We start from the raw sequence: 21,956 nt of genomic DNA on the forward strand, positions 1-21,956 counted from the left end.
GCTATGAGGGGATGATACGACTATGGTGGCTCCGGGTGAGGGATTCGAACCCCCAACCTAGTGGTTAACAGCCACCCGCTCTACCGTTGAGCTAACCCGGAAAAAATAAAATACTTTCAAAATCCAAAAATGATTATATCATCAAAATGGTGTTTTGTCAATATTTTTATTTTTATCTACGGGGGCTACTTCACCAAGGGTAACAAACCTTTTGGCTCCAGTTATTTGAGGTACATTATTTTTTCTTTCTTTGTAAGTTTGATAAGCTATCACTGCAAACGCTACCGCTTCTTTAGCGTCACTTGAAAAACCTAATTCTTCGAGCACCATCACGGAAGCTTTTTTGCTTATCATCTTTTTTGCATAATCTTCTATCATCGATACCAAAGTAGGATTATAACTTCCTCCACCAGAGATTATAACTTGGTCTATGTTAGTACCTATAAATCTTAGATAGGCATCGGCAATTGATTTAGTGGTAAAAGCTGTTACGGTTGCAACAATATCTTCGTCGTTTAATTTAATACTTTTTCCTCTGTTTATTATCTCTTGGGCATACTTTAACCCAAAAACTTCTCTTCCTGTGGTTTTGGGAGGCTCTTTTTTTATAAAAGGATGAGCCATTAGTTCTGCTAAAAGCGTATCAGAAATCTTCCCATTTTTACTAATCTTTCCATCTTTGTCATAACTTTGCTCGCCGTTGCTTAGAATCTGAACTACTCCATCTATAAGCATATTCCCTGGGCCTGTGTCAGTACCTTTTATATCTTCTATCTTGGCTTTTTTTGGTATATAGGTGAAGTTTCCTATCCCTCCGATATTTTGCATAACCCTGTTGCAATCATCACTTTTAAACAAAATATAATCAACATAAGGTACGAGTGGTGCTCCTTGACCACCGGCTGCAATATCTCTGGCTCTAAAGTCGGTGACGGTTGTAGTTCCTGTTCTTTCTGCTATTACACAAGCTTCACCAATTTGAAAAGTGGAGATAAAATCATCACTTACATAATGGTATATAGTCTGCCCATGGGAACCTATTAAACTAACATCTTGCATATTTAAACCTTTTGATTCAACGACTTCTTTTGCGGCTTGAGCAAACAATTCTCCAAGCTCGAAATTCAATCTGCAGATTTTGTCAACGCTACCCGTTTTGGGATCAGAACATTCTAGAATTTTTTCTCGCATTTTTTTACTATACGGTGTATTTATAAAATTAACAACTTTTACATTTAACTTTTGTGGCCCTTCTTCTCTTATTTCAACTAGTGCAGCATCTATTCCATCCAGTGATGTCCCTGACATTAAACCTATCACCAACATAATATCTTCTCCTTTTACTTCCAAAGTGTTCATTTATTAATGATCTTTTCGAAAAATTATATTATTTATCTTATTTCTTATCACATTCAATTCAGGTTTTTTTAAGAATCTATCGTAATAAACAGAATTTGTCAAAAATATTGAAAATAACCCGTCTTTTCTAATCCAAATGGATGTACCTGTAAAACCATTGTGGCCGAATCCTGTACTATCAAGTGAGTATTGGCATCCTGCAACAGGTGGAGCCATCCAGGCTATATGAGTAGTATTTTCCCCTCTTTTTACCAACGTAGTTATAAAAAGATCCAAAGTGTCTTTTGAAACTATTTCCCCATTTAACAAGCTGATTATGAAAATCCTTAAATCACTGGCATTAGAAAACAAACCTGCGTTACCACTTACTCCACCCAAAGAGTAGGCAAGTTCATCTTCTACTACACCCTTCAACCTTTTACCTTCTCGGATAGATGTGGATACGGCTTTATCTTTATTCTTTGGATTGAAACAAGTATTTGCCATCCCTATTTTTTTAAAAATATCTTCGACATACTCTTTGAAATTCTTTTGAGTAACTTCTTCAACAATTTTCATAAGTGTTATAAAATTTAAACAAGAATATTCGTAACACTTGTAGGCATTTTCTTGGGGCTGAATATTGATTATGTACTTAAGCAATTCCTCTCCTCGATACTCTTCCCATAGATTTGAATAAGCTTGCATTCCAGAAGTATGAGTTAATAATTCGAAGATTGTAACCTCGCTTTTTGGACTACTTACCTCTTTGAATTTGCCTATTTTATCTTCCAATTTTATTTGCTTTTCATCTATTAGTCTCATAACCGCGGTTGCAGTTCCAACCACTTTGGTAACACTTGCTAAATCAAAAATATCCTCTTCAGTAAGTCTTTCTTTTTCATCTTTTGTTCCGAAAGTATTTTTATACAATATATCTTGATTTTTACCTATTAAAATGGATGCCCCTGTATACACATTATTTACTCCCGATGAAACAATTTCGTTTAAAGATTCGATATCTTTGTCTTTCAAATCATCACTTCCCTTCGAAATCTTCTATAAATCTTTCTAAAATACCATCACAAACCACATAAGAGTCTAACTTATCTACTTCAATTTTTATCTCAACTTTTTCATTAGAACTAAGCAGTTTACTAGCGATTTCTGCAAGCTGGGAAAGCTTTTTTAACCATGGATGTATGTCTTCATATAACTTTTTATCTTTTAAATATTTCAATTTTCCTTCAAGATTGCCCAACCTCTCTAAATATTCCTTTAGCTCTTTTCCCTTATTCAAAGGATCTTTTCTGAATTCTTTTATTAGACTTTTCAACTTAAAGGATGTCTCCTCAAAAATTCTCGATTTTAGAAAATTTTCACTGAATAATTTCATATCTTCAAAAAAGTCTGACCCTACCAAATTAAAAATAGATTTGTTCCAAGAACGCCAAGGATCGTAACCTTCTGAGTTCCAAAGATAATCAGCTATTGTTTGTTCTGCAAGCATCGATGCATATGGCTGATTCATCGGATTTGAGATAACCCCTTTTACTCTTGAAATGCATAAGTCGTTTTCTCTGTTCATTAACGGGGCTAAGAAAAGTTCGCCTTGATCTGCATCGTTTACCGGATAATTATCCCATAAGATCAAATCATGACCGAACTGGTTTGAAATCTTATCTGCGTTTTTTCTACTTACTCTTTTTGACCATACACCATTCCCTGTCCATATTACAGGAATTTCAGGATTTAAGTTCTCTTTCATCGTCCTTCTGTACATCGAATCCTCTTCCTGCCAATATTCAGTTGGGCAGAAGTACAGGTTAACCTCTGAATCTTTCCCCTTTAAAAATTCGTATAACTTGTTTGCTATATACGTCTGAGCCAAACCGTAATTCCCTTCAAACTTTTTTTCATCCTCTTCGTAATTCAATTTTTCAGGGATATCATCGAAAAGAATAGCAAATTTTTTTACACCTTTACTTAAAATTTCATAGTATTTTTTGCACAATAAATCAAACTCTTGTTGATCGCTAAATTTCATGCTAAGTCCTGGGCTTACACAAAACACAAAATCGACGAAATTGTCTTTTGAGACTTTTATTAGCTCATCTATTTTTTCCATTTCTTCCTCTGGATAATCCTCTCGCCATTTTTCCCGGTGATATGGATCGTCTTTTGGAGCGTACCAATAGGTATTCATTTTATTTCTTCCACAAAAATTTATCATATCCAATCTGTTTTGATGGCTCCATGGTTCCCCATAAAAACCTTCAATTACTCCTCTCATTTTAAAAGAAGGAGAATCGAATATCTCAACTACAGGCAGAAGTTTATTTTCTAAGTCAATAAGTTGTCTTAGAGTTTGTAGCCCATAGAAAATACCTTTCTTTGATTTAGAAAAGATTTTAACCGTCCTATTTTCTTTTTCGACTTTAATCAAATAGCTTTCTAAATCCATAATATCGATGCTTAACTCTATATCATTGCTTTTGATAAATTCATTTAAGTCCTTTTCAGAAGGAGAAATAAAAGATTCTATTTTTAAGTCGGCATTAACTGGGTCTTTTACAAAAACAAAATGTTCACTCGGAAAAATCTTAACGAAACTTTCTTCTTCAAAATTTTTGAAAATAGAGAGCTTTGAACTTTCAAAGTGAATATTTGCACCTTCATAGAATAACTTTTTGGGTTTTGGATTTAATCTAAGAAACAACTCCATTAAAACTCCTCCATTCCAATATGAAATAAATACTGTTTTTAAAAATTCTATAACTTGATTTAGCGCCCCTTCGCCCCGCTCCCCAGCCTTTTTTTATTTATAAAATATTTTAATATGGGATAAAGTAATTACTTTATTATCAATAATTGTTTTTTGTATTATATCATGTTTATTTTTAAAATGTTCATCTTTTTCGCAGATATGATATAATTATACAAAACTTATTAAACTAGGGGGTGTGTTTTATGAAAAAATTATTTGTTTTAATGTGTGTTTTGATTGTTAGTTTGTTCGTTTTTTCTGAAGAAGTTATAACTTTGAATTTAATTGAAGCCTTTTCAAGCCCCTACAGAACACCTACCTTAAACAACATAATACAAATGTTCGAGACTTTGAATCCTGGAGTAAAAATTAATGTTATCTCTCCACCATACGAAACAGCCTATCAAAAGATCAATTTAATGGTAAGTACAGAACAACCACTTGATATTGTAGAGATAGGCGACTGGGATTTAAGTGCATTAGCTGCTATGGGGAAATTAGAAGATTTGACTCCTTATATCGAGTCTTGGCCTGAAAAAGATGACATGGTCGAAGGGGTTTTAGAAGCCACCAGCATTTATCAAGGTATCCCTTATTTGTTACCTCACGGCATTTTTGTAAAAGCACTCTTTTACAGACCAGATATTTTAGCAAAATACGGGATTGAAAACTATCCAAAAACAATGCCTGAATTGTACGAAATATCAAAGACATTAACAGAATCCGGCAAAAATCAGTATGGTTTCGCATTTAGAGGTAAGGGTTATCCAACCGCGTTTATTGATATTGTTATCACTTCATTCTTTGATGATATAGATCCAAACAATATGTATTTAACTAAATCTGGTGAAATTATTTTTGAAGATCCAAGGGCTGTAGAAGCGTTAAATTTCTATGTTAGTTTGTATAAAGACACATCTCCAAAAGATTCAATTAACTGGGGATGGGATGAGCAAGTTAATTCATTTGTTTCTGGCATAACGCCTCTATTATTTCAAGATCCTGACACCACTGGCATGCTAAACGAAATGCTTCAACCAGGCCAATATAAAACTGCCCCACTTCCCCTAGGAACAAGTGGAAAAGCTTACCCTTCCTTTGGATTCGTTGGCTGGGGAATTCCTACATATTCAGAACATAAGGATTTGGCTTGGAAATTCATTAAATTCGTTGCTTCAGCTGAAATAAACGGATATTGGAGCAAGAGTTATGGTGCTTTACCAGTATTAGAATCAGTTTATACGTACGATTCATATTTCAGCTCAGAAATTTTCGAAGGTTGGACCAGGATGTTTGACGATCCCGAACATTATCAATTCACTCAGTACCCCTTAGATAATGAAAACTGGGGAAAGTGGAATGAATTCCAGGAAAAAACAATGCAGCAGGTGTTGCTCGGGCAACTTTCTGTGGAAAGTTGCTTAAAACAATGGACTGACTTTTGGAAAGATGCAGGCATTAAATAGGTGGTTTAATTGAAACGAAGAAAATTCATTTTTTTCTTGTTATTACCCACTTTGTTATTAATATCTTTTATCATTTTATACCCCACTATCAGTGGGGTAATGTTGTCTTTTAAAAATTACTCCCTTTATAACTTCCAAAACATTGAATGGATAGGCTTTGAAAATTTTAAAGCCATTTTTTCCGACCCTTTTTATATAGATACTATTTGGAACACTTTGGAATGGGTTTTATTCTCTGTGCTTTTCCAGCTAATCTTAGGTTTTATTTTAGCTCTTTTAATGAAAGAGCCTTTTAAAGGTAGAGGCATATATGCAGGATTAGTCTTTTATCCATGGGCAATCTCTGGATTTGCCATAGGCTTAATATGGTCATGGTTGTTAAATGGTCAATTTGGGGTGATCAATGATATATTAATAAAAATTGGAATTATTGAAGAAAACATTAGTTTCCTTTCGGATCCTTCGTTAGCAATGTTTTCTGTTATTTTAGTGAATGTTTGGTATGGAATACCTTTTTTTGCCATTATGATTTTAGCAGCCTTACAGTCTGTCCCTGATTCTCTTTACGACGCTGCGGAAATCGACGGTGCAGGTTACTTCACAAAGCTTTTTAATATCACTATACCATATATAAAACCTACTCTGATAAATACCATTTTATTGAGAACTATATGGGTTATGAATTTCCCTGATATCATTTACGGCATGACACGTGGTGGACCTGGTGGAAGTACTGAGATTTTAGCTGTAAAGATGATAAATACCGTTTTTTATGAATCAGACTATAGTAAAGCCGCAGCACATGGTGTGGTTATTATTACAATTCTTTTCATTTATACTATCATGTACTTAAAATTAACTTCTAAACGGGAGTTTAGCCTATGAAGAAAAAATTTTTGCCTAAATTTATACGTATAATTTTACTATCTATGTTTTTTATTTTTGCAATTTTTCCATTATACTGGATTATATTAACTTCGTTAAAACCCACGCAGGAAATATACTCATTTCCAATTAAGTATTGGACAAATAATCCTACTTTACTAGGGTACAAGAGATTATTTGAATTCGTCAATTTTAAAAGGTATTTTGTAAACAGTATTTTCGTATCTTTAGGCGCTTCCTTTGTTTCAACAATATTTGCCATGTTAAGTGGGTATATACTTTCAAGGAAAGAATTCAAATGGAAATATCCTATTATATTATTCTTATTTTTTTCTCAGATGATCCCAACTTATTTAATCATGGTTCCACAATACACAATGTTTTCAAATTTAAATTTAATCAATAAACTCATAAGCCTAGTGATAATTTATAGCGGTTTTGGAGCAGCTTTTAGTACAATAATGGCTAAGGGTTTTTTTGATAGAATTCCAAAAAGTATCGAAGAAGCCGCTTTAATTGACGGATGTAATGAAATCCAATCTCTATTCAAAATCACTATTCCCTTAATGTTACCTGGTTTATCGGCTATTCTTAGTTTTTCTTTTGTGAATAACTGGAACGAGCTGTTTACTGCTGTGATGTTTTTAAATACTTCCGACAAATATACCGTACCTGTAGGACTATATTCCATTGTATCAAAGGCTGGTGTGCAGTGGAATGTGCTGGCTGCAGGAATCGTGATCGCTCTTTTACCAACAATTATAGTATTTTCCATCTCACAAAAGTATATTATCGCAGGGCTTACACAGGGAAGCTTAAAAGATTGATAAAGATTTTTAACAATCATTTCTTCTTTCGACAAAAAAGTTTTAGAAAAGCTAAAAAAATTTCAAAAAATATACCTCCCCCAAAAAGATAGAAAGATATAAACACTGTTAATTTTTATATTTTAAGAACTTGTGTGATTTTTACAGCAGATGAAAGAGAGTCCAAATAAGTAGTTCTCGTACCTAAAGTATAAGCAGAAAGAGGCATGATAAATGTACCATGAATATCGAAACTCTCAAAATCTCCATTAGTTTTTTTCTCTTTAAAGCCCGCCCCTTGATGTATTACATAGTATTCATTTCCAAATTTACCTAAATACATCATAACGTGACCTTTCATAAAAAGAATATCCCCGGTTTTTAAACCATCTAAAATTATTTTCCTTTCCTCTGTTTGCTGAGGAAAAGAAGTTCTTTCAGCAGGAGTCATGATTTCTTGATACTTAGTATCTCTTGGCAAATATATTCCAAAACACTTAAATATATCCATTATGAAACGTGAACAATCTCTATTGTAATCGCTCCCTCCCCAGCCATATCTTTCACCAACCATTTTAAACGCTTGTTTAATTAAATTTCTCTGGTTGAAATCAAGGAAAGAAGTTTTTACTTCTTTTGCCGAAGAAACTGGAAAAATCCCATATGTTTCATTGTCCAATCTATTTTTAAGAGGGATTTTTATCGGATAACACCCTTCAGGAAATAGGGTGTTCATTTCAAAATAAAATTTTTTTGTTTCATTTTCATCTGCTAGAACTAACTTATCTCCCATCTGAAAACGAAATTTACCAATGGTAAGCAACTCTTCGGTGCAAACTTTACTTTCCATCAATATTAGAGTTCTTGTTGATTTATTGTAATCAAAAAATTCTTTTTTAGAAACTTCAATTAAACTTTTTCTGTTTGTCCATCCTGAATAAAAAGAGCTCTGAACAAAATACCAATTTAGTTTAAAACTTCTTCTGTATATTAAAATCGGTTCTCCTGGTGAAAGAGTAGTGAGCCTGGTAATATCATGAAAAGGATAATTTGGTGTTATTCCCAATGGATATTTAAAAGGTAGTGATTTTAAGCCGCTTCTATCAGTTATTAAGCCAAAAGATATCGGAATATCCCCAGAAATCCCTTTTTTGAAATCTCGAAAATTTGAAAGAAACTCTTTTAACTTATCTTTGTTCAAAGGTCTTATTTTTTCACTATCTTTGAAAAATAAATTTTCTTCGATTAATTTTTTTAAATCTTCCATTGGCATTACTTTTTCAATTTCTTTTATAAAATCATTCCCTGTTATTTCACTTTTTGCATTTGAAAAATCGTAATAATAGTTTTCTAGATGAGATTCAACCATCTTCTTATGAAGAAGATGGTTGAATGATTTTATTTCATATTCATCCATTAAAATTTCATCGGGGTTATCCAACCTATCTATCCAAAAATCAGGATCATATAACCTTTTATCTTTTAAATGAGTATATATAAATTCATTTACCATTCTTTATCTCCATTCGCTATTTTCAACATCCCTTTTTATTAAATCATCGTAAATTTCTCTTCTTGTTATCACCTTGTGTTTTCCATTCTTGACTAAAACAATGGCGGGTTTTAGAAAACCATTATAATTACTTGACATCGAATAGGTATAATCTCCAGTAGAGGGGATCGCTAACAAATCTCCCGGTTTTATTTCTGGAAGGTAGGTATCTTCAATTAAAATATCTCCTGATTCACAAGCCCTACCAGCTATTGTAACCTTTTCTAAGTTCGTTTTTTCCTTTGGACGATTCGCAATAAACGCCTCATATTTTGCGCCATACAATGCAGGCCTAATATTATCAGCCATACCTCCATCAATAACTACGTATTTTTTATTTTCGGCTTTCTTGATTGTGCCAACAGTGTAAAGTGTGGTCCCAGCGTTAGAAATAATGTATCTACCTGGTTCTACTATTATTTTTGGAGAAGGATAATGAAACTCATTTGACAAAAATCTAACTTCTTGAATGACCCCTTTTATAGCATTCTGAATATCTATAGCTTTTTCAAAAGTCGAGTGCGCTACACCAAATCCTCCACCAATATCAATTTCTGGTAAAACAACCCCTGTTTCTCCTCTTATTTTGTTTAAAAGATCAAAAAAAGTTTTTACTAACTCCACATAAGGTTCTGCCTCGTTTATTTGAGAACCTATATGTGCATGAATACCTTTTATCTCCAAATTTTCAGAATTTTTGATGGATTTAATAAGTTTCAACATGTCATCAAAAGGCATCCCAAACTTGGAATTTTTTTGACCGGTTGAAATATACTTATGAGTGTCTGGAGAGATGTTGGGGATAACCCTAAAATAAATTTTTGCCTTTTTTCTTAATCTTTTACTGATCTTATCAATGTTTCTAAATTCATCTTCATTATCAACTATAATGTGACCTGCATCATTCTCTAGAGCCATAATTAATTCTTCGTTAGCCTTACTGTTGCCGTTAAAAAAAATTTTATTTGCAGGAAACGAACTATGAAAGGCTATATAAAGTTCTCCACCCGAAACCACCTCTAAAGACACATTTTCACTTTGTAAAATTCTACAAAGCTCTGTATTCAAAAATGCCTTCGAAGCATAAGCAATTTCGTAATTAGTATAATCAGCGCTATCGAAGACATTTTTTATCCTTTTGATGTTCTCCATGATTTTAATTTCGTCCAACACTAATAATGGAGTACCATACTCATTAGCTAAGTGAGTACTTTTTACCCCAGAAATTTCCAATACTCCATCTTTATCTATTTTCATACAAAAAACATCTCACTTTTCTGTTATCTACCTGAAAGTATGGAGGTAGATAATTCTTGCATTTTTCCATAGCAAAGGGACAACGAGGTTCAAAAGGGCAACCCTTGGGAAGATTAATTAAATCTGGTACTTCTCCAGTATTTCCTAACTTTTCTGAAGTTATTTTGTCTGGATCGGGTGCGGCTTTCCTTAGTAATTTTGTGTAAGGATGTAATGGGGCTAATACTACTTCATCCGCTGTTCCTTCTTCCATTATCATACCTGCATACATCACGGCTATTCTATCTGAAATGTATCTAGCAGCTGCTAAATCATGAGTTACGTGAATATATGTTGTATCTAAATCATCTCTAATTTTCAACATTAATTTCATTATACCCGCTCTAATGGAAACATCTAACATAGAAGTAGGTTCATCCGCCAATATTACAGAAGGCTTTGTAACTATGGCCCTTGCAATAACTACTCTCTGCCTTTGACCTCCAGATAGTTCGTGAGGATATTTATTGATAAAGTTTTCTACTGGCGTAAGTTCAACCTCTTCAAGAACATCTTTTATTCTTTGGTTTACTTGTTCAAATTTATGAAGTTCAAGAGGCCTTTTTAATATTTGATAAACTCTTTTTACTGGATTGAGCGAAGAGAAAGGGTCTTGAAAGATCATCTGAATCTGTTCTCGGAATTTTAATTCTTCATTCCTTTTAAGTTTTTTAGGAATTACTTCTCCTTTGAATTTTATACTTCCATTATTTTCTAGGTAAATACGAGATAATACCCGTAACAAAGTAGTTTTACCTGAACCACTTTCTCCTACTATAGATATGATTTCTTTAGAAAAAACATCCAAATAGATATTTCTCAGAGCATGAACATATTGAGTTTTAAATCCTTTTCTTATAGAAAATTTTTTTGTTATATTATCAAAAGAGATTACAGGGGAAAATGACATGCAACCCACCTCCCAGGGATGATCTCTTTGAATTCTGGTTTTTTATCACATAAATCTTTTCTATAAATACACCTCTCTTTAAATGGACATCCTTCTATTTCTTTGGACAGATCTGGTATTCTGCCCGGTATTCCTCTATATTCTTTTGATGTAGCAGTTAACCTTGGAAAAGAATTTATTAATCCTTCAGTGTATGGATGCAGTGGATGTGAATACACAGCTTTCGTGGGACCAATTTCAACAATTTCTCCAGCATACATGATTGCAATCCTTTTTGATAACTCAAATAACAAAGATATGTCATGGGTTACAAAAATAATTGAAAATCTATTTTCTCTTCTTATTTCATCTATTTGATCCATAATTGATCTTTGTACGACAACATCAAGCGATGTCGTCGGTTCATCCATTACTACTAATGACGGAGAAAAAACTAAAGCCATGGCAATAGCAACTCGTTGTTTCATTCCTCCGGATAATTGATGAGGGTAACTATCCATTCTTTCTTGTTGAATTCCAACCATACGTAAAACCTTTTCAACCATACTTATTGCTTCAGTTTTTGAGTAATTACTATGTTCGAATATTACATCCATAATCTGATCTTTTATCTTGAAAACAGGGTTTAAAGCATTCATTGCACTTTGTGTAACTAACGAAAATTCTACCCATCTTTTCTTTCTGAGTTTTTCTTTATCCAATTTTAGAATATTTTCACCTTTATATATTATTTCTCCACCAAAAATTTCACCCGGTTTTTTTAAAAGTTTGAGTATAGAAAAGAGTAAAGTAGATTTACCACATCCAGATTCGCCCGCTATTCCTAAGAAATCATCCTCTTCCACGTTGAAACTTACATTTTTAACTGCCTTCACTATTTTATTGTTACTTCTATACCCTGCATTTAAATTTTTGACTTCTAAAAGCACTACTTACACCCCTCTTAGTCTTGGATTTGTAATCTCATCGATGGAGAAATTTAGCAAGGCAAAACTGGCTCCTAATGTTGCTATAGCTACTCCAGGAGCCAAAACCCAGCCCCATGAATTATTTAATAAGGCACTGCTGTTTTGGGCCCAATACAGCATTGTCCCCCAGGTTATAGAACTAACATCTCCAAATCCAAGAAATTCTAGCGAAGCTTCGCCAACAATTGCAGTTAGACAAGCCATAAAAAAATTAGAAGCAATCAAAGAAGACATATTTGGCATAATCTCAGAAAAGATTATTCTTCCACTTTTTTCACCCGTTATTTTTGAAGCAAGAATGAACTCGCGACTTCTCATTGTTAAAGTTTGTGATCTGATAACCCTTGCTCCGGGAGCCCAACTTGTGAATGCTATTACTAAGATAATAGGTACAACTCCTCTAATCCTTATATAAGAAGCTATAACTATCATTAAAGGCAATCCAGGAATTACCATAAAAACGTCTATTATTGTGGAAAGTATTCTATCAACTAATCCTCCAAAATATCCAGCTGTCATCCCTATTAATATCGATATACTTGTCATCAAAACTCCAGTTGAAAGACCAACTATTAAAGAAAGCCTAGTTCCATAAATCAATTGAGATAATATATCCCTTCCCATCCTATCTAGCCCTAAAGGATGATTTAAGGTAGGACCACTATATGGGGTCCCTACAAAATCGTTGGGATCATAAGGTGCAAAAAAGGGAGCAAATATAGCTATTACAACAAAAAATAATATTATTGATAAACCTACAATGGCTTTTTTATTTAGTCTTTTTGGCATATACTATCAACCCCTTGTCCTTGGGTCTAGGAACATGTAAATAAAATCAAGCAAAAAGTTAGCTAATAAAACCGATAAAGATATAATAAAAAAAATAGCTTGCATAAGTGGGTAATCCTGGCTAGTAACCCCTTTATACATTAAATATCCAATTCCAGGATATGAAAAAACAATTTCTGTCAATAAAGCTCCACCAACTATGTATCCTAAAGAAAGCCCAAAAGAAGTTACGCTGGGTAGAAGTGCATTCCTCGCTGCATATCTATTCATAATCTCTTTATCTCTCAAACCTTTAGCTTCTGCAACTACTATAAAATCTTCTGAAAGGGTTGATATCATATTGTTCCTCATGGTTAGAATCCAGGTACCTAAAGAAGCTAAAACTAGTGTAAGGGCCGGAAGAAAGCCATGATATAACACACTTCCTACAAACCGCCATCCACTTAAAAATTCTTGTGTTGAATAAGCATTTGAAAGTGGAAATAATCCTAACAAAAATCCAAAAACATAAAGCAAAATCAAAGCTAACCAAAAATACGGAAAACCTCTAATTATTAGGCCCATGACCGTTACAAAAGAATCAAAAGGTGTATTCCTTTTCCATCCCGCTCTTATGCCCAAAGAAGTTCCTAAAATAAAGCTGATTACAGTTGAAATCCCCACAAGCCCAATAGTCCATGGTAAAGAAGAAAAGATTAAATCTTTTACCTCAACAGGGTAATATGAATATGATACTCCAAAATTAAAAGTTAGAGTATTTTTTAAATAAGCGAAGTATTGTTTGAGTATTGGCGTTTCCTTATCTACGCCCAGTGCTATTCTCATTGCTTCAACTGCTTCAGGCTGTACTTCTCCACCCATTCTTAAAAGTATTCTTTCAGCAGGATCCCCAGGCATCAACCTTGGTAATATAAAATTGATTGTAAGTGCAGCAATTAAAGCTATTACAAAAAAGAAAATCTTTTCTCTCAAATATTTCATGCATAATACCTCCAAAAACCGCCCCAAAAGGGGCGGGTTGTTATTATTCCCTGAATTCACTTACTTAACAGGTTCCAAGTTCATCATTATGTATGCTTTATCCATTCCGGTTATAGTTGGTAAAGCATATGGATTCTCCTTATTAGGCCATCCTTCAAAATTATATGTAGTATATTCAAACCATGTTGGATTGTAAAATAAAGGAATAGCAGGAATTTCTTGCAAAACAATGAGTTGGAGTGAGGAAATAGCAAGTTGTCTCTCTTTTTCATCTGAAGTCTTTCTGAAAATTTCCAACAAAGAGTCTGTGGTTAAGCTAATCCAACCACCTCTGTTGTCACCACTATAAGCATTCCTAGAGTGCAACCACCTTTCATAGAAAAAGTAAGGATTTATACCGTAATTCACCCAACTCAACGCCAATTCAAAATCTTTATTTCTAATTCTCTCTAAATACAATCCAAAATCGACTTGTGATACAACTACATCTATCCCTATTTGTTTTAATTGGGAGGAAAGTACTTGTGACACTGCTATCCAGTCTGTCCATCCAGCAGGAACTATCAGTTCAAAACTTAATTTGTTTCCATTACTATCAGTGAATATGCCATCTCTACCGATACTATACCCCAAATCATTCAACATTTCTTTTGCTTGTTCAACATCTTTGTCATACCACATATGTTTTAAATTGTCATTGATTAATTCTGAGAAGCCACCTTTTATCAATACCGGATTAGAAACAGTGGCTAAATTCGACATTCCTATCTGTACCAGCTGTTCATTATCTATACCCAAAGCAATAGCTTTTCGGAAATTCTCATCTTTAAACCTTTCATCATCAAGGTTAAAGAAGAGTAGGACTGGGTTCCCTTCCGGGAGCCAATAACCTCTGTTCTCTGGATCGGCTTTAATAAATATATTCTCAATATTTGGAAAGAACAAAGTCCCCCAATCAATTTCTTTATTCATTAAAGCCAGTTGAGCAGCGTCGTTTCCAGTAAAGGCAGGAATTCTAATAGTATCGACTTTCACATTTTCTTTCTGCCAATAATTTGGATTTTTCTCCAATGTATAAACTTGGCTAGTAAACTGTCCTAACAAGTAAGCACCTGTTCCAATAGGGTTTTCAGCAGTGTAAGTGGTTGGATCACTTAGATTTAACCAGATATGTTCGGGGACAATGTATACGCTAAAAATATCTGTATATATGAGTGTATCAACTTGAGATAAAACAAACTTAACATGTTGATTATCCACTTTGGTTACCTCTTTCAAGCCTTTTTTCCACATACCTCCAGTATCCAGAGCGGGATAACTTTTAATCATGTTAAAAGTAAATACCACATCATCTGCGTTAAAATTCTCTCCATCAGACCATTTAACATTTTCCCTTAATGTAACTTCAAGTTCCAAATAATCATCAGACCATTCGTAATCTGTGGCTAACCATGGGACAACCTCGCCAGTATATCCGTTAATGTAAAACAAAGTTTCGTAAATGAAACCTCTAGCCGAGAAGTTACTACCACCTGAAAAATAAGGGTTGAAATTTCTTGAAAACGGCCCTGTCACATCCATGATCATAGAAAGAGTACTTGCAAACGAAAACACACTTAAAATAGAAATCACTACAAACAAAAGTATCTTTTTCATCTTTGTTCCCTCCTTAAAATTTTTTGAAAATACTATATTCAGAAAAACTAAAACCTATTTTATACTCCTTCTCTTCTATACTCCCTAATTCATTCAAGCATAATCAAAGTAAATTTGGTTTCAAATTTCAAACTCTTTCTCTTTCGTATTAACTTTATTGCATAGATGTGGTACTAGGGTTAACCGTATACACAGATTTTATACATTTGCCCTCTTCGTATAGTTAGTATAATACCAAAATTTTGTGAAGATTTAGAAAGTATCAAACTGTAAAAAAAAGAAATTTAATTTGTATTTAAGTAATGACTTTTATTTGAAACATTTATACTTTTTTATTATACTACTATAATTTTTCTTTTGCAAATTAGAGATAACGAGATATAATCTTCTAATCCAAAATAATTGCCTATAATTCCAAATAATCGCTCTTAATTAAAAAAAATAGAATTGACATATTGTTATAACTTAAGATACAATATGTATAATAAAAAAAGTGGGGGAGAATATTAAATGATTCTTCAAGGTTTGGATTTAATGGAAAAAGATGGGTTCACAAAATTAAAAAACAAAAAAGTTGGTTTGGTAATAAATTATTCCTTAGTTAACAAAAATATGGAAGATGGCATAGAAATAATGTTGAAAAATGGAGTAGATATAAGAAAAATATTTACACCCGAACATGGATTATATGGTCTTGCTGATGGAGTTGAATACTCAGATCAGATTCATCCTTTATATAATATACCAATTATTAGCTTATATGGAAAGCACAAAAAGCCTACACAAGAAATGTTAGAAGATATCGACATACTAGTATACGATATTCAAGATGTTGGCTTACGATTTTATACTTTTATATACACTCTAGCTAATACAATAATTTCCGCCCAAGAAAATAGTAAAAAAATAATCATATTAGACAGAATAAATCCTTTAGGAAGGATTGTTTTTGGTTCACGAATAAAAAAAGAATATTCAACTTTTGTTGGTGGATATGAACTTCCTTTAAGATATGGTTTGACACCAGGTGAATTAGCAAAGTACTACAAAAAATATCTTGACCTTGATTTAGATCTTGAAATCATTCCTATTGAAGGATGGAAAGGAGAATCATTTGAAAACACTAAATTGAAGTGGAATATTCCCTCACCCTCTCTTCCAACATTTGATTGTACCTTGGCTTACAGTGGAACTTGTCTCATAGAGGGGACTAATGTAAGTGAAGGAAGGGGAACTCCTAAACCTTTCTGTTTCGTGGGAGCTCCTTGGATAGATGAAAACATTCTATACAAATTCATAAAAGAAAAATTTCCCTATTTAATTTTAAGAAAAAGGTATTTTATACCAAATTCTTCTAAATACCAAGGTGAATTGTGCAAGGGCATAGAATTTTTCCCTGAAATTAAAGATAATTTTACCATTGTTGCCATAGAGATTATACGCCACTTAATTCAACAAAAAGGAGAATTTGAGTTTAGAAAATACATAGATAAAGGAAGTCAAACACAAAGAGATCATATAGAAAATTTATTGGGGGAGGATAAAAAAATTTTCTTTGAGAATAATGACACTTATTTAAATGAATTGTACAAGAGCTCCCAAGATTTCATTGATTTTTGTGAAGATATACTATTATATGGAGGATTAAAACTATGGAAAGTTTAGAGAAGGCTTTGGGGAAACTATTCTTAATAGGAATTCAAGGAACCTCTTTAAACAACGAAAATATGAAGGTTTTAAAATCAACTTTGCCTGGGGTTATCATTTTCTTTTCACGAAACATAGAAAACAAATATCAACTTAGCAAGTTTATCGAAGATATTAAAAATTTTTTAGATTACGAACCCTTATTTTGTATCGATCAAGAAGGTGGAACGGTAGCAAGATTAAAAAAAGGATTTACTGTTGTACCCAGCGCTATGGGTATAACTGCGACTAACGAACCAGAGAATGCATATCTTTCTGCAAATTTACTTGCAAAAGAAATGTTAGCAGTGGGAATCGATTGGAATCTTGCTCCAGTTGTTGATATCAACAACAACCCACAGAATTCTGTAATTGGAATTAGAAGTTTTTCCGATGATAAAAATGTGGTACTAAAGTTTGCCCGTGAATATGTGAAGGGATTGCATGACGGGGGAGTACTTTCTTGTCTAAAACATTTCCCTGGTATTGGGAACGTCAACACCGATCCTCATTTAGACCTTCCCCAAGGCGAATTAAGCAAAGATGATCTTCTTTCAACAGAGTTATTCCCGTTTCTAAATATTGATTCTCCTTCATGGATGCCGACTCATGTGTACCTTTCCAAGATACAAAATAAAAAAGGACCAGCATCTTTATCAGAAGAGATTTTAACAGGATTGGCAAGGGAAGAACTAAAATATAAAGGAGTTTTGGTTGCGGATGATTTTGAGATGGGGGGAGTAGCAAACTTTTATTCAGCCCAAGAGGCAGTAATAAAATCACTGAATGCCGGAATGGACATAGTTAGTATCTGCCATTCTTTTGAAAAACAATCAGCAGCCAAAAACGCTGTATTGAGAGAGTATAAAAATAACGAAAATTTTAAAAAGAAGATAAATTCATCATTAGAGAGAATCCAATCGTTAATGAAAATTTCAGCAGATTTGAGGGAGAAAAACAATAATAAAATATCACTAGAAGAAATTGGCAAAAAAGAATATATAAACTTAGCTAAAAATATTTTTGATAAATCTATCACTGTTCTTAATATGTCTCATGACAAAAGCTTTTTGCCTTTAAAAAACGTTGATGAAATTTATTACTTTGCTAAAGAGTCATTATCTTACGGAATCGAAGACAAAAGAACACAAATTTCTTATATTATTGAGCCAATATCAAAAGAACTCAAAGCAAAAGTAAACATTTTAGAAACGAGTAAAATAATTGACCCTCTGGTAAGGGAAGAAATAATTCAAAACTCTAAAAACAAAACTATCTTGGTTCTAGCTGAAAATGCATATTTGCATTCAGAATTGGTTGATTTGATAAGTAACATGTCCCAAAAATCAAAAAAACTAATTTTAGTTGCTTTAAGAAACCCATATGACGTATTTATTCCTAAAGTAAAGTACGGAATTTGCACATACGGTTTTAATGAAAATATTCAAACTTCTTTGCTTAAAATTCTCAAAGGAGAAATAAAACCAACTGGGAATTTACCAATTAAACGGAGGCTAGAAAATGCTAGAGAATCTGGAAACCGAAAAAAGTAACCCTAAGACTCAGAATTTGGACGAGATGGACATACATGAAATACTAAGAATAATTAATCAAGAGGATGCAACAATAGCGTTATCCATCGCCGAAAATTTAGAGAATATAGAAAATGTGGTTGTTAACTGTATTTCAGCCATTAAGAATCACGGAAGGATCATATATGTTGGGGCAGGGACGAGTGGTAGAGTAGCCGTTGTAGATGCGGTAGAAACAGTTCCAACTTTTGGTATAGATTCAGGAATCTTTCTCCCCTTAATCGCGGGAGGAGAAAAAGCCTTCTTTCAAGCTACAGAACATGTTGAAGATTACGAAGAAGGTGGGAAAATAGACTTAGAAAAAAATAATGTCCGTTCTGAAGATTATGTAATAGGTATAACTGCTAGCGGGCGAACCCCTTATGTAAAAGGTGCATTATCCAAGGCAAAAGAAATAGGATGTAAAACAGCTTTGATTTGCAACGTAAAAAACCCCGAATTGATGAAAATCTCAGATATTGTAGTTTCTTTAAGAACGGGCCCAGAAGTCATTGCAGGAAGCACAAGAATGAAAGCTGGCACAGCCCAAAAAATGGTTTTAAATATGATAAGCACCGTTACTATGATAAAACTTGGAAAGACTTTTAAAAACTATATGGTGGACGTTAAAATCATGAATCAAAAATTAGAAGAAAGAGCAGAAAGAATAATTTCTGAGGTAACTGGATTGGATAAAAAAACCTGCAAAGAGTACTTAATCAAGGCTGATATGAAACCCAAATTGGCAATACTGATGATTTTATCTGGAAAAGACAAAGAATTTTGTATCGAAGCTCTAAAGAAAAACGAAGTATTGCATGAAGCATTGAAAACATTAAAGAATTAAACTTATAGGAAAATCCCCATATTTGGGGATTTTTTATCAAATTATATTTCATTTTCGTTTGAAAATTTCATACACTTTATCTACATCATATGTATTTATCACATCTTTCGCTTCAAGCCAACCTTTACGTGCGATACCTATTCCATATTTTACGTCTTGTAGTCCTTCCACTCTATGAGCGTCTGGACAAATAGCAAGTCTAACTCCTTTTTCTTTCGCATATTTAAGGTATCGCCAATCTATATCTAACCTATGGGGGTTTGAATTTATTTCAATTATTTTATCGTATTCAGCACAAGCATCGATAACTTTATAAACGTCAAGATCATATCCATCCCTTGAAAGTAATAACCTACCGGTTAAATGCCCTAAAATCGTTGTATATTTATTCTTTACAGCTTTTATAACCCTTTCTGTCATCTCTTCTTTGCTCATCTTAAAATTAGAATGTACCGAAGCAATTACAAAATCAAACTGTTTTAATAAATCTTCTTCATAGTCCAATGAACCATCTTTCAAGATATCTGATTCTATGCCTTTTAGTATCTTTATATCCTCATATTTTTCGTTCAACCTATCAATTTCATCGAACTGTCTCAATATATCTTCCTCTTTTAAACCATGTGCATATCGAGCAGATTTACTGTGATCTGTAATACCTATATACTTGTAACCTATTTCTCTTGCACCATTTACCATCTCGGTAAGAGTATTCGCCCCATCGCTGTAATTAGTATGTACATGAAAAACACCTTTGATATCTTTTTCTTCAATCAATACTGGTATTTCACCTTTCTCGGCAGCTTCAATTTCACCCATATTTTCACGAATTTCAGGTGGAATATAAGACAAATTTAATTTTCTGAATATCTCTTCCTCATCTTGGCATTTGATGAGAGTATCCCCTTTAAACAAACCATATTCGTTCATCTTTATACCCATTCGTTTTGCCCTATGCCTCATGGCGGTGTTATGCTCTTTACTACCGGTGAAGTGGTGCAAGGCGTACGGGTACTCTTCATCCTTTACTACCCTTAAATCAGTGTTAATACCTGATTCTAAAGTTATACTTGTCTTCGTATCTCCTTTAGCAATCACATCTCTTGTTTTGTCATATTCTACAAATATTTCCATTAATTTTTGAGGATCATTAGTAGTTGCCAATATATCTATATCTTTTACTATTTCCTTTTTTCTTCTGATACTTCCAGCTATCTCACACCTTATAACGAGCCCTGTTTTAAGTAAATATTGTTTGAGTGAATCAGCTTCGGAATATGCTTCTGAAAATAGATGCTGGTTGCTAAACCTTTTTACAAATTTAATACCTTCTAAGATTTTCTTTTGAGTCTTTTCTCCAAATCCTGGGAGCTCAACCAGCCTATTTTCAAGGCAAGCATACTCCAGTTCTCCAACGGTTTTTATATCCAATTTATCGTACAAAGTTTTTATCTTCTTAGGTCCCAGACCTGGTATTTTTAACATCTCAACCAGACCTCCGGGAATCGATGCCTTTAAATTTTCGTAGTATTCGAGTCTTCCTGTGGTGATAAGTTCGGTAATCTTTTTATTGATGGCTTCGCCTATCCCTTTGACCTCTTTTAGTTTGTTATCCTTCACTAATACTTCTATATCTTCATCAAGAGTTTCTAGAGCACGTGCAGCATTATAATATGCCCTGATTTTAAAAGGGTTTTCTCCTTTTAATTCCAGTAAAAGACCTATCTCGTTGAGAATATCTATAACAGTTTTTTTATCCATTTTACTTCAGCTCTCCTTCGTTCAGCAACTCTCCCAGATAGGATTGGGTAGGGCTGGAAAAGCAGTTGACCTCGGTTGATATTATATCATTCTTAACGTCCATTTTAAAACGATTAATCTGATGGTATAATCGTTTAAACTTTAGTAACTCAAATAAATTAAGAGGAGTGAAAAAATGGCAGATATGCTTGTGAAACTTTACGATTTGAATTACGATGAGAAGGTATTTACTGAATTAAAAGATTCAAAAATAACAGTACGGAGGGCGAAGGCACCTGAAAAATTTATCGTTTTGAATTGGATCAAAAAAGATTTTGGTGATCACTGGGCAAGTGAATGCGATGTATCTTTTTCTAACAAACCTATCAGTTGTTTCATCGCTGTAGACGAAGATAAGAACAAAATTATTGGTTTTTCTTGTTTTGATGCTACATGCAAAAATTTTTTTGGTCCTATGGGTGTAGACAAAAATTACCGAGGAAAAGATATTGGTAAAGCGTTACTTTTAATAGCGCTAAAGAGCATGGAAGAAAGTGGTTATGCATATGCCATAATCGGAGGAGTTGGTCCTGCTAAATTTTACGAAAAAGTGGCAAACGCTACATTGATAGAAAATTCTGAACCAGGATTCTATAAAGGGATGTTGAAAAATTAAGAAAAACTACAAAAAACAGAGT

18 protein-coding genes and 1 tRNA gene are annotated in these 21,956 nt (G+C 33.4%); 7 read left to right on the forward strand and 12 right to left on the reverse strand.

Translation table 11 applies throughout. The features are described 5' to 3' along the window. Positions 1-26: 26 nt before the first annotated feature. The 4 genes from X926_RS00845 to X926_RS00860 all read right to left on the reverse strand — a co-directional run bounded on the left by X926_RS00845 (position 27) and on the right by X926_RS00860 (position 4,063). A tRNA-Asn gene (locus tag X926_RS00845) sits at positions 27-101 on the reverse strand. 40 nt (positions 102-141) lie between these two features. Next, positions 142-1,359 carry an anhydro-N-acetylmuramic acid kinase gene (locus X926_RS00850; protein WP_103064610.1) on the reverse strand — a complete coding sequence of 406 codons (1,218 nt, stop codon included), beginning with the start codon at positions 1,357-1,359 and terminating at the stop codon, positions 142-144. A 3-nt stretch (positions 1,360-1,362) separates the two neighbouring features. After that, positions 1,363-2,373, reverse strand: coding sequence for a serine hydrolase (locus X926_RS00855; RefSeq protein WP_158245163.1), 1,011 nt, complete (start codon positions 2,371-2,373; stop codon positions 1,363-1,365). A gap of 4 nt (positions 2,374-2,377) precedes the next feature. Continuing rightward, positions 2,378-4,063: a beta-N-acetylglucosaminidase domain-containing protein gene (locus tag X926_RS00860; protein WP_103064612.1), complete on the reverse strand. Its 1,686-nt coding sequence runs from the start codon at positions 4,061-4,063 to the stop codon at positions 2,378-2,380. Between the two features lie 245 nt (positions 4,064-4,308). On the opposite strand from X926_RS00860, the gene X926_RS00865 reads away from it, so the two are divergent. Genes X926_RS00865 through X926_RS00875 form a run of 3 tightly spaced genes read left to right on the forward strand, consistent with a single transcriptional unit; the run spans position 4,309 to position 7,283 of the window. Then, positions 4,309-5,571, forward strand: a complete 1,263-nt coding sequence (locus X926_RS00865) for a sugar ABC transporter substrate-binding protein (RefSeq protein WP_103064613.1) — start codon at positions 4,309-4,311, stop codon at positions 5,569-5,571. A gap of 9 nt (positions 5,572-5,580) precedes the next feature. After that, positions 5,581-6,456: a carbohydrate ABC transporter permease gene (locus X926_RS00870; RefSeq protein WP_103064614.1), complete on the forward strand. Its 876-nt coding sequence runs from the start codon at positions 5,581-5,583 to the stop codon at positions 6,454-6,456. Continuing rightward, entirely contained in the window at positions 6,453-7,283 is an 831-nt protein-coding gene (locus X926_RS00875; RefSeq protein WP_103064615.1) for a carbohydrate ABC transporter permease, read from the forward strand. The genes X926_RS00870 and X926_RS00875 overlap by 4 nt, the downstream gene beginning before the upstream one ends. A gap of 115 nt (positions 7,284-7,398) precedes the next feature. Here X926_RS00875 and X926_RS00880 read toward each other — a convergent pair whose 3' ends face one another. The 7 genes from X926_RS00880 to X926_RS00910 are packed head-to-tail and all read right to left on the reverse strand — an operon-like array spanning position 7,399 to position 15,414. Then, positions 7,399-8,775 carry an NlpC/P60 family protein gene (locus X926_RS00880; protein ID WP_103064616.1) on the reverse strand — a complete coding sequence of 459 codons (1,377 nt, stop codon included), beginning with the start codon at positions 8,773-8,775 and terminating at the stop codon, positions 7,399-7,401. A gap of 3 nt (positions 8,776-8,778) precedes the next feature. Then, positions 8,779-10,071 carry a diaminopimelate decarboxylase gene (gene lysA / locus X926_RS00885; RefSeq protein ID WP_103064617.1) on the reverse strand — a complete coding sequence of 431 codons (1,293 nt, stop codon included), beginning with the start codon at positions 10,069-10,071 and terminating at the stop codon, positions 8,779-8,781. Further along, a complete protein-coding gene (locus X926_RS00890; RefSeq protein ID WP_103064618.1) occupies positions 10,058-11,020 on the reverse strand; it encodes an ABC transporter ATP-binding protein in 963 nt (320 codons plus the stop codon). The genes lysA and X926_RS00890 overlap by 14 nt, the downstream gene beginning before the upstream one ends. After that, entirely contained in the window at positions 11,002-11,949 is a 948-nt protein-coding gene (locus X926_RS00895) for an ABC transporter ATP-binding protein (protein WP_103064619.1), read from the reverse strand. The genes X926_RS00890 and X926_RS00895 overlap by 19 nt, the downstream gene beginning before the upstream one ends. 3 nt (positions 11,950-11,952) lie before the next feature. Continuing rightward, on the reverse strand, positions 11,953-12,777 hold the full coding sequence (locus X926_RS00900) for an ABC transporter permease (RefSeq protein ID WP_103064620.1): 825 nt from the start codon (positions 12,775-12,777) through the stop codon (positions 11,953-11,955). A gap of 6 nt (positions 12,778-12,783) precedes the next feature. Beyond that, positions 12,784-13,758, reverse strand: coding sequence for an ABC transporter permease (locus tag X926_RS00905; protein WP_103064621.1), 975 nt, complete (start codon positions 13,756-13,758; stop codon positions 12,784-12,786). A gap of 60 nt (positions 13,759-13,818) precedes the next feature. After that, positions 13,819-15,414, reverse strand: coding sequence for an ABC transporter substrate-binding protein (locus X926_RS00910; protein WP_103064622.1), 1,596 nt, complete (start codon positions 15,412-15,414; stop codon positions 13,819-13,821). Between the two features lie 510 nt (positions 15,415-15,924). Between X926_RS00910 and X926_RS00915 the strand changes: the two genes are divergently transcribed. From X926_RS00915 to murQ, 3 genes are read left to right on the forward strand one after another with little or no spacing between them, the layout of a single operon-like run. Beyond that, positions 15,925-17,079 (forward strand): exo-beta-N-acetylmuramidase NamZ domain-containing protein, encoded by a 1,155-nt coding sequence (locus X926_RS00915; RefSeq protein WP_103064623.1) that lies wholly within the window; start codon positions 15,925-15,927, stop codon positions 17,077-17,079. Beyond that, positions 17,067-18,653, forward strand: a complete 1,587-nt coding sequence (gene nagZ, locus X926_RS00920) for a beta-N-acetylhexosaminidase (protein ID WP_103064624.1) — start codon at positions 17,067-17,069, stop codon at positions 18,651-18,653. Before X926_RS00915 ends, nagZ begins: the two co-directional genes overlap by 13 nt. Further along, positions 18,622-19,518, forward strand: coding sequence for an N-acetylmuramic acid 6-phosphate etherase (gene murQ, locus X926_RS00925; protein WP_103064625.1), 897 nt, complete (start codon positions 18,622-18,624; stop codon positions 19,516-19,518). Before nagZ ends, murQ begins: the two co-directional genes overlap by 32 nt. A gap of 48 nt (positions 19,519-19,566) precedes the next feature. Here murQ and polX read toward each other — a convergent pair whose 3' ends face one another. Continuing rightward, positions 19,567-21,279 carry a DNA polymerase/3'-5' exonuclease PolX gene (gene polX / locus X926_RS00930; RefSeq protein ID WP_103064626.1) on the reverse strand — a complete coding sequence of 571 codons (1,713 nt, stop codon included), beginning with the start codon at positions 21,277-21,279 and terminating at the stop codon, positions 19,567-19,569. Between the two features lie 175 nt (positions 21,280-21,454). Here polX and X926_RS00935 point away from each other — a divergent pair, with 175 nt between their 5' ends. Then, positions 21,455-21,934 (forward strand): GNAT family N-acetyltransferase, encoded by a 480-nt coding sequence (locus X926_RS00935; protein ID WP_103064627.1) that lies wholly within the window; start codon positions 21,455-21,457, stop codon positions 21,932-21,934. Positions 21,935-21,956 lie beyond the last annotated feature (22 nt).

The sequence above is a fragment of the Petrotoga sp. HWHPT.55.6.3 genome (assembly GCF_002895495.1).
GTDB lineage: Bacteria > Thermotogota > Thermotogae > Petrotogales > Petrotogaceae > Petrotoga > Petrotoga mobilis.

Bases quoted from the DNA above. Each gene is read 5' to 3' on its own strand.
- X926_RS00850 (WP_103064610.1), bottom strand. From the start codon at position 1,359: ATGAACACTTTGGAAGTAAAAGGAGAAGATATTATGTTGGTGATAGGT.
- X926_RS00860 (WP_103064612.1), bottom strand. From the start codon at position 4,063: ATGGAGTTGTTTCTTAGATTAAATCCAAAACCCAAAAAGTTATTCTAT.
- X926_RS00865 (WP_103064613.1), top strand. From the start codon at position 4,309: ATGAAAAAATTATTTGTTTTAATGTGTGTTTTGATTGTTAGTTTGTTC.
- X926_RS00875 (WP_103064615.1), top strand. From the start codon at position 6,453: ATGAAGAAAAAATTTTTGCCTAAATTTATACGTATAATTTTACTATCT.
- X926_RS00880 (WP_103064616.1), bottom strand. From the start codon at position 8,775: ATGGTAAATGAATTTATATATACTCATTTAAAAGATAAAAGGTTATAT.
- lysA (WP_103064617.1), bottom strand. From the start codon at position 10,071: ATGAAAATAGATAAAGATGGAGTATTGGAAATTTCTGGGGTAAAAAGT.
- X926_RS00890 (WP_103064618.1), bottom strand. From the start codon at position 11,020: ATGTCATTTTCCCCTGTAATCTCTTTTGATAATATAACAAAAAAATTT.
- X926_RS00900 (WP_103064620.1), bottom strand. From the start codon at position 12,777: ATGCCAAAAAGACTAAATAAAAAAGCCATTGTAGGTTTATCAATAATA.
- X926_RS00905 (WP_103064621.1), bottom strand. From the start codon at position 13,758: ATGAAATATTTGAGAGAAAAGATTTTCTTTTTTGTAATAGCTTTAATT.
- X926_RS00910 (WP_103064622.1), bottom strand. From the start codon at position 15,414: ATGAAAAAGATACTTTTGTTTGTAGTGATTTCTATTTTAAGTGTGTTT.
- X926_RS00915 (WP_103064623.1), top strand. From the start codon at position 15,925: ATGATTCTTCAAGGTTTGGATTTAATGGAAAAAGATGGGTTCACAAAA.
- nagZ (WP_103064624.1), top strand. From the start codon at position 17,067: ATGGAAAGTTTAGAGAAGGCTTTGGGGAAACTATTCTTAATAGGAATT.
- murQ (WP_103064625.1), top strand. From the start codon at position 18,622: ATGCTAGAGAATCTGGAAACCGAAAAAAGTAACCCTAAGACTCAGAAT.
- polX (WP_103064626.1), bottom strand. From the start codon at position 21,279: ATGGATAAAAAAACTGTTATAGATATTCTCAACGAGATAGGTCTTTTA.
- X926_RS00935 (WP_103064627.1), top strand. From the start codon at position 21,455: ATGGCAGATATGCTTGTGAAACTTTACGATTTGAATTACGATGAGAAG.